Here is a 9,076-nt window from a genome sequence, read left to right as displayed (position 1 = left end):
ACACCAGTTGACAAAGAGCCGTTTTATATAAAGAGATTTGATATAAAAAAAGACAATAACCTAAAGGTTATTGTCTAAAAATTACTATCCATTCACAACTTCTGAACAACGAGGACAAATTCCTTGTTCGTTCACATCAGTTACAACTAACCAGCAACGGTCACATGTGTGTCCTTCGGCTGCTTTAACGACAACAGCTAATCCATCGAATTTTAAGGCATTTTCAGGAGCTGCTCCTTCTTCAATCACTAACTCAGAAACGATGAAGATTTGTTTTAAGTCAGCTTGTAACGACTCAAGTAATTCTTTCGTTTGCGCATCTGGATATAAGTGTAATGAAGCAGTTAATGATTTACCGATAACTTTCTCATTACGAGCCTCTTCTAATGCTTTTAATACGTCATGACGAAGTGATAATAATTGATTCCATTTTACAGTCACTTCAGCCGCATTTGCATACTCTTTTACAGTCGGCATATCAGTTAAGTAAGCTGACACTTCTGTGCTTCCTGGGATATATGAATAAACTTCATCCGCTGTATGAGGAATAACTGGTGCTAATAAGCTAACCATATCTGATACATGGTGATATAATACTGTTTGAATAGAACGGCGAGCTTTACTATCTTCTGCATCGATATATAAAATATCTTTCGTGAAATCTAAGTAGAATGAACTTAAATCATTTGAGATATAGTTATTCACTGTTTTGAAGACATCATCGAAACGGTATTCTTCATAGGCAGCTTTTAATTCTGCTGTTAATTCATTTAAACGAACCATCATGAATTGATCAACTTCATTTAAGTCTTCATAAGCCATTAAATCTGTTTCTGGATTAAATCCATGTAAGTTTCCTAATAAGAAACGGAATGTATTACGCATTTTACGGTAGCTTTCAGATACTTGTTTAATTAAGTCTTCTGAAATACGAACGTCTGCTTGGTAATCAACTGAAGCCACCCATAAACGAACGATATCTGCTCCGTAAATGTTGATTAATTTTAATGGATCGATAACATTCCCGATTGATTTAGACATTTTACGTCCTTGTCCATCTAAAACGAATCCGTGACTTACGACTGTTTTATATGGTGCACGCCCTGTCATCGCAACTCCTGTTGATAATGAAGAGTTGAACCATCCACGATATTGATCAGATCCTTCTAAGTATAAATCTGCTGGGTATGGTAATCCACGTTCAACTAATACTCCGTGGTGAGATGACCCTGAATCGAACCATACATCCATGATATCCATTTCCTTACGGAATTTACCATTTGGACTACCTGGGTGAGTGAATCCCGCTGGTAATAATTCTTCAGCTTCTAATTCAAACCAAATATTTGATCCTTTTTCACGGAATAAGTCAGCCACATGATTGATTACTGCTTCATCTAAGATAGCTTCTCCATCTTCAGCATAGAAGACTGGAATTGGAACTCCCCAAACACGTTGACGAGAAATACACCAGTCCGCACGATCTTTAATCATGTTTCCTAAACGAACTTCTCCCCAAGCTGGTAGCCAGTTCACTTCTTTGATTTGTTCCATCATTTGATCTTTTAATGCTTCAATTGAAGCAAACCATTGCTCAGTCGCACGGAAGATGATTGGTTTTTTCGTACGCCAGTCATGTGGATATGAGTGAGTGATGAATTTTAATCCAAGTAATGCACCATTCTCTTCTAATTTTTGACCAACAGCTTTGTTAGCATCTTCGTAGTATAATCCTTCGAACTCTAACGCTTCTTTTGTCATATATCCACGATGATCAACTGGGCATAAGACTTCTAAGTTATATTTACGTCCAACATTGAAGTCGTCTTCCCCGTGTCCTGGGGCTGTATGAACTAAACCTGTTCCAGCTTCAAGTGTGACGTGATCTCCTAAAATTAATAATGATTCACGGTCAAAGATAGGGTGTTTAGCTGTCATATATTCAAAATCAGAACCTTTATGAGTTGCAACCACTTCATAGTTTTCCCATCCGAACTCTTCCGCTAATTGTTTCACTAACTCTTTAGCAACAATGAATTTACGATCGTTAACAGCAACTGTCGCATACTCTAAATCTGCGTTCACACAGATTCCTAAGTTTCCTGGAATTGTCCAAGGTGTCGTTGTCCAGATAACGAACTCTTCATCTCCTGATAAAATACCTTTTCCATCTTGTACTTTAAATGCCACATAAATTGATGGAGATTTTTTATCATGATATTCGATTTCTGCTTCAGCTAATGCTGTTTCAGAAGATGGTGACCAATAGATTGGTTTTAACCCTTTGTAGATTAAACCGTCTTTAACCATTTTACCGAAGACTTTGATTTGCTCAGCTTCAAATTCTTTTTGTAATGTGATATATGGATTTTCCCAATCACCTAATACCCCTAAACGTTTGAATTGCGCTTTTTGTCCTTCAACTTGTTCTAAAGCATATTGCTTACATAATTCACGGAATTCAGCAATTGTTTTTTCTTTACGATTAACTTTTTTATTATTTGTTAAAGCTTGCTCGATTGGAAGTCCGTGTGTATCCCAACCTGGAATATATGGAGAATAGAATCCATTCATATTTTTATAACGAACAACAAAGTCTTTTAAAATTTTGTTTAATGCATGTCCCATATGAATATTTCCATTAGCATATGGAGGTCCGTCATGTAAAACGAAAGGCGTTTTATCTTTATTTTTATCTAATACTCGTTGATAGACATTTTCGTCATACCACTTTTGCTCAATTTGTGGTTCACGATTTGGAAGGTTTCCACGCATTGGGAAATCTGTTTTAGGCATTAATAAGGTTTCTTTTAATTCCATCGTACGATCGCTCCTTTTTTATATTCCTCATATAGTTTGCGAAAATAAAAAGAACTTTTCATCACATAAGGACGAAAAGTTCCGTGGTACCACCTTAATTCGCAGTAGAAATCAAAAAGCTACTGCCTCAAACTATTTATCGCATAGTATACGTCATGCTTTTTATCACATGAAAGCTCCTGGTTGATTCTATACTACTCTTTTTATCGGCCTTTCACCGTCACCGACTCGCTAGAAAAAAGTTGATAATATAGCATGGTCCACTCTTCGCTAATATTTACTATATTTGTTTATCATTTTAAAGAATTCAGTTAAAAAAATCAATAGATTTTTTAACTTTTTCCAAAACAATTTCGAATATCATCAACTTTTGTATTTAGGAAATCGATTAATTCATCTTTAATTTGTAGTTGTTGTTGCTCAAACAGTGCTGTTTCCTCCATGATCTTCTCTACATCACAAATGGCTTGCTCAATCATGACCTTAGAAATTTTTTCTGTTTCTTGAATGATTTTAATCGCATCGCGTTTGGCATGTGATTTCAATAATTCAATCTGTTCCAGTTCGGATTTCAAATGGGATTCAGAGTTTTCTTGCATAGTTTGCACTTCTTTTTTTAATGATTTATTTTGCTTTTCTAATGCTTCTATTTGTTCAATCAATAAACAAAAGACACGATAAAGTTCATCATCTGAAAACTTTCCCCACGATTTTTTCATCTGAGTCTTTAATATCTCTGCTGGCGTCATGTCTTCCCCCCTAACTACACTGTTTTCCCAATAATAACTACAATTCTTCCACTCTTAGTGATTGATTTTTGTGCCAATAGTTTATATCGTCCATATCGTTTAATCGAGATAACATCACCAATTTTACACTGATACGAGTGATTTTGTTCTAATTTAAAATTAAGCTGGATATTTCCTTGCTTCATGTATTCAAACACTTCGGAACGTGAAGCCTTCATCAAGCTAGCCACCACAACATCAAGTCTCATCGAACTGATAATATATTCATTTTCTTCATATTGTTCTAGCTTTTCTAACCCTTTGATATCGACCTTCAGGAGTGAGATAGGATGTCGTCCCACCTTAGTGAAATACTGCATAATAAACGATGCAAACTCTTCACAAATAGCAACATAAATCTTCCCTGTCTCTAACACTAAAATATCACCGACCAACGCTCGGTCAATATTAAGTGCCGTTAGCGAGCCAAGAACTTGTCGATGTTCAATTGTCACTAGACGATGATGATACTGCACCTCATAACCAACCACTGTCTGATCAAACAACTCACCTGATAAATAAGCTGGGATAATAATGGCTCGTTTTCGTTCAGCATTTTTAAAGCCTCCCTCAAATCGAACCACTACATCCTCAAACTCATTCACCAATACTTGAACAACTTGTTGTTCACGTGGTGTTAAAAATTTTGTCTTTTTTATCTTATGACTATAATAAACTTGATGAATCCAGTCATTAACCTTCGTGACAAATTCATATTCGTGTTTATTAAAATGCTCGAGTCTCATAATAAGATATTAATTAATCCTTGCATAGCAAGATCTAACACGATAAATGCGATAATTGGTGAAAAGTCAATCATTCCAAGTGGAGGAATAATTTTTCTGAAAATTGACAAGTACGGCTCAACAAATCCACCAATGACACGCCCTAATTGTGTAGAACGACTTTCTGGAATCCAGCTCATTAAAATGTAAATAATCATTAAGAATTCATAAATTCTCAAAATAGCTGTAAATAATAATATGATTTGTGCCATATGTATTACTCCTCTATTTCTGGTTGTGTTTCGTTCATTGTCACTTGTCCTTCTGTTTCAACATTTTTTGGTGTACATAAGAATAAGTTTGTTCCAACGCGTTTAATATCTCCATCAATAGCATAGATTGTTCCACTTAAGAAGTCGACCACGCGTTTCGCTTGTGATTTTTCTAAGCGTTGTAAATTAATGAAAACCGGATAGTTTTCTTTTAAACAATCTGCAATATCTTGTGCATCTGAGTATTCATTTGGTTCACGAATAATAACTTTATTTAAATTGCTATCAAATTTTAGTTTATTTGTTTCTGTATTCATTGGCATCACAGTACTCTTTCCTTTATTTATCGTTTGATTTGCTGGATTTGATACAACTGTTAAATCTGGTTTAGGGGCTGGCGTTGGTTTTACCACTTCAGGCTCTTCGAACTCTTCTTCGAAGTCATCCATCTCATATTCCTCTTCATCTATTCCCATCATTGTTTTAAGCTTATCTTTAAAACTCATCTTCTTCTCCTCCTATAACTAATTCTCTTTATGTGCTGGATATACTAGTCTTGAAATAGAATGGACCCTAATCGTATATGGGTTGCTCCCTCTTCAATGGCAATCGTATAGTCATTACTCATTCCCATTGATAAATTTGAACACTCTACTCCTTCTAGATTTAACTGTGAAATACTGACCTGTAATTGCTTTAGCGATTTGAAGCAGTCGCGAACGATGGTCTCATCTTCCGTATTTGGAGCCATTGTCATAAGCCCAATCACTTTAATGATTGGATACTCTTTTAAAGCTTGTAAGAACGGAATCACTTCCTCAGAACGAAGACCATGTTTGCTCTTTTCTCCACTTACATTAACTTGAATAAAGCAAGGTAATGGCTGTTGTCGGTATTTCTGTATTTCTTTTGCAAGTGATAAACGATCGAGTGAATGAAGGCAAGCAATCTCATTAATCACGTCCTTCACTTTACGTGACTGTAAGGTCCCTATAAAGTGCCACTCAATAGGTAAAGATAATTGGCATTTCTTCTCTAACAAAGAATCCACACGATTCTCACCCATCATCGTAATTCCACTTTCAAAAAGTGCAATCATTTGCTCTGGATCAGCATATTTTGTTGCAGCAACAATGTTTACAGCTTGTGGATCAGTAGTAAATGATTGGATATTTTGTCGAACTGCATCGACGTTTTTTTGAATATTCATATTACACACCTATCAACTAATAATATTACTGCATGATACTATAAATTATACCATATTTCATATTGAATGGAAAATTTTTTTACGATGTATCTCGTAAATATGACAGCTTAATATTCATTTAATCGCTGAGCCACATTCACAATAATTACATCTTCCCCAATTTTCAAAATTTGATTCCATGGGACGACAACCGCTGATTCATCTTTCGAAAAAAAACTAACAAATCTCATAGAAGGTTGTACTGTAATTGCAATAATTTGTCCTGAGTTTGTATCAATTTTTAAACTAGAAACAAATCCAATACGCTCACCAGTCACCACATTAATTACATCTTTTTCTTCAATATCACTCAATGTCATAATTGAATCTTTCATCTTCTCCCCCGCCTTCTTATCTTTGTAATTTATTTTATGTACTTCTCTCAATAAATATGTAATATTCAAATTTACATTCAATTTTTATAGAAAAAGAATCAGCGCCAACAAACGCTGATTCTTTCATAATTAACTTTTCATCATTTCTTCCATAATTTGTAGAGCATTCTTTTCTAAACGTGACACTTGCGCTTGCGAGATTCCAATTTCAGCTGCAATCTCCACCTGCGTTTTTCCCATGAAATAGCGATCATGGATAATACGTTTTTCACGTTTACCAAGACGTTTAAACCCTTCTTCAAGCATCAATTTGACACTCCATTTTTCATCCGTAATACTGTCGTCTCTGATTTGATCAATCAAATGAATAGTATCTCCACCATCATTGTAAATAGGAGAGAAAATTGAAACAGGATCAGAAATCGCCTCAACAGATAAGACAACATCTATCGGCTCAACACCTATTGCCGCAGCAATCTCTTCATTCGTCGGATCACGCTGTAATTCAATGGATAGCTGGTCCTTCATCTGAAGCACTTTATAAGCGGTGTCTCTTAAGGAGCGAGAAACACGTAATGAGTTATTATCTCGTAAGTAGCGTCGAATTTCACCAATGATCATCGGAACAGCATACGTCGAAAACTTCACCTCATGTGATAAATCAAAATGATCAATAGCTTTCATTAAACCTAAACACCCAACTTGGAAAAGATCATCTAGATTTTCTCCTCGGTGATTAAATTTTTTTATTATACTTAGAACTAATCTTAAATTACCTTTAATTAATGTCTCTCGGGCACTCATATCACCACTTTGAAATTTTTTGAATAATTCAACCATTTCTATATTTGTTAATACTTCTAATTTTGACGTGTCTACACCGACAATATCAACTTTATGTTTAGACATGATGGCCCCTCCTGTTGCATTACATTGTTTCTACAAAGAAGTATGAGCAACATCATGTCATATCATTCATGATTTACCAGTTTATTATTATCTTTTTTTCGACATTTTACTTTGTTTTTAGAACTTCTTTACGAATTTTATCGATGATTTTTTTCTCTAGTCGTGAAATATACGATTGGGAAATATCAAGTTTTTGTGCAACCTCTTTCTGTGTTAACGGATCCTCACCACAAAGTCCAAAACGCATATACATAATCTCTCGCTCACGACGTTTCAGACGGTTAATCGCATCAAACACAAGTTGTCGTTCAACATCCTCTTCAATATCTTTATAAACCTCATTCTCCTCTGTTCCTAAGATATCTGAAAGTAATAATTCATTTCCATCCCAGTCTACATTTAACGGTTCATCTAATGAAACTTCGTGTCGAATTCTGTTAGTCTTTCTAAGATGCATTAAAATTTCATTTTCGATACATCGTGAAGCATACGTGGCTAATTTAATATTTTTATCCATCTTAAACGTTTGCACACCTTTAATAAGTCCAAGCGTTCCAATACTGATTAAATCTTCTAAGTTAACACCAGAACTTTCAAATTTCTTTGCAATATAAACCACTAACCTTAAATTGTGCTCAATGAGTGTTTGTCTTGCTCGTTCATCTCCAGCCTGAAAATTTGTTAAAATTCTGAATTCCTCATCTTTTGATAATGGTTCTGGTAACGTTTCATTTCCACGAATATAATTAACATATTTCTTCTTACGCTTAAAAACCCTTTCAAACCAATTGATAAAAAACATCATTAAAGACTGCATTCCACTTCCCCCTTAACTCCCTATCCTTTTATATACTTCTAACCATACTTGGCTGTAATAAAAAATCATACTCATAAAACTGATTTTCTACTACCCCTATCAGCACGTTTCGAACAACTTGGTCATTAATTAATAATAATGTTGGTTTAAACACTAGTAAGTGTTGCTGATCATCATTAATCACAGAATAACTGGTAGACCAAGATGATAGATGATGCTTCATTAAAAAATCTTCCATCGATTCTTTACAAAACATTTCTTTTGGAACCATCATGATAGGCAGCGCTGTTTTTTCATCTATTAGGTGATTTCCAGTATCCACAAAACCGCTCCCCTTAATTTCAATCGGTCCGCAAAAAATACGCACATCATAAATAAATTGATTGATTAATTGTTGATCATTCAACCAGCGAACCTTTAATACATAGATTAAAGTAACAATAAATGCTAGAACAAGTAAAATTAAAATGTATGGAATGATTGTTAAATCAAATTTAATGAAATGACTAATAGTATAAATCGCTCCACTTAATATAAGACTTAAACAATAGAAATACAATACTTTAGTCATAAAACACTTGATGTTTTGTTTTGAAAATACAATGGCTAGCATCACAAATGGAACTAGCCCTACTAAAGTCGTAAAATCCATCATAAATAACAATGTACTGAGAACTAGACTACTGATTAATCCTAAGCTTAAGCGAGAGAGCCTCATTTTTTCATCAGTTAAGATAGCAACACCATTTAAAATAAGGTAATCATATATCAAATTTTGAATGATGAATAAATCGATGTACATAAACCCCCTCCTTCTTCTAACGATGATTACCTCTACATTTTATCCGACTGAGAGTGTAAAATCTGTCAATTCTTTGTTGCTTATCCATTTTATTTAAGACGGATATTATCTTTTTTCGTAAAAACTTTTATTGTTCAAGGTATAAAAAGTATATCTAATATATAAAATACATATATATTGATATCTTTTAATCTCGCCTTGAGTAAACTATTCCACTTACTGAGCCACACTTTCTCTTATTACAATTAACTCATCTTTATTAACAAATCGAGTAGGAGATAATTAATTAATTTAATCATCGTCCTCTCACACCACCGTACGTACGGTTCCGTATCTGTCTCTTATACACATCTCCGAGC

At 34.4% G+C, this 9,076-nt stretch carries 10 protein-coding genes; all 10 read right to left on the bottom strand.

The features are described from left to right. Positions 1–84: 84 nt before the first annotated feature. Positions 85–2,820 (bottom strand): isoleucine--tRNA ligase, encoded by a 2,736-nt coding sequence (ileS, locus tag NEH75_RS07250; protein WP_262948700.1) that lies wholly within the window; start codon positions 2,818–2,820, stop codon positions 85–87. Positions 2,821–3,152: 332 nt separating this feature from the next. Continuing rightward, a complete protein-coding gene (locus tag NEH75_RS07245) occupies positions 3,153–3,569 on the bottom strand; it encodes a DivIVA domain-containing protein (RefSeq protein WP_055243175.1) in 417 nt (138 codons plus the stop codon). A gap of 14 nt (positions 3,570–3,583) precedes the next feature. Then, complete coding sequence (locus NEH75_RS07240) at positions 3,584–4,354, bottom strand: RNA-binding protein (RefSeq protein ID WP_055243176.1); 771 nt, start codon at positions 4,352–4,354, stop codon at positions 3,584–3,586. After that, positions 4,351–4,605, bottom strand: coding sequence for a YggT family protein (locus NEH75_RS07235; protein WP_055243177.1), 255 nt, complete (start codon positions 4,603–4,605; stop codon positions 4,351–4,353). The genes NEH75_RS07240 and NEH75_RS07235 overlap by 4 nt, the downstream gene beginning before the upstream one ends. 5 nt (positions 4,606–4,610) lie before the next feature. Then, a complete protein-coding gene (locus NEH75_RS07230) occupies positions 4,611–5,111 on the bottom strand; it encodes a cell division protein SepF (RefSeq protein WP_055243178.1) in 501 nt (166 codons plus the stop codon). Positions 5,112–5,155: 44 nt separating this feature from the next. Beyond that, positions 5,156–5,815: a YggS family pyridoxal phosphate-dependent enzyme gene (locus NEH75_RS07225; protein ID WP_055243179.1), complete on the bottom strand. Its 660-nt coding sequence runs from the start codon at positions 5,813–5,815 to the stop codon at positions 5,156–5,158. Between the two features lie 107 nt (positions 5,816–5,922). Then, positions 5,923–6,189, bottom strand: a complete 267-nt coding sequence (locus NEH75_RS07220) for a YlmC/YmxH family sporulation protein (protein WP_055304652.1) — start codon at positions 6,187–6,189, stop codon at positions 5,923–5,925. Between the two features lie 129 nt (positions 6,190–6,318). Next, a complete protein-coding gene (sigG, locus tag NEH75_RS07215; RefSeq protein ID WP_055304650.1) occupies positions 6,319–7,098 on the bottom strand; it encodes an RNA polymerase sporulation sigma factor SigG in 780 nt (259 codons plus the stop codon). 106 nt (positions 7,099–7,204) lie between these two features. Next, positions 7,205–7,915, bottom strand: coding sequence for an RNA polymerase sporulation sigma factor SigE (sigE, locus tag NEH75_RS07210; RefSeq protein WP_055243182.1), 711 nt, complete (start codon positions 7,913–7,915; stop codon positions 7,205–7,207). A 28-nt stretch (positions 7,916–7,943) separates the two neighbouring features. Beyond that, a complete protein-coding gene (locus tag NEH75_RS07205) occupies positions 7,944–8,717 on the bottom strand; it encodes a sigma-E processing peptidase SpoIIGA (protein ID WP_262948699.1) in 774 nt (257 codons plus the stop codon). Between the last annotated feature and the right edge of the window lie 359 nt (positions 8,718–9,076).

This window comes from Turicibacter sp. T129 (genome assembly GCF_025594975.1).
Taxonomy (GTDB): Bacteria; Bacillota_I; Bacilli_A; order MOL361; family Turicibacteraceae; genus Turicibacter; species Turicibacter bilis.
The sequence above is the reverse complement of the archived record's forward strand: the minus strand, read 5'-3'. Positions and strand labels throughout refer to the sequence as shown.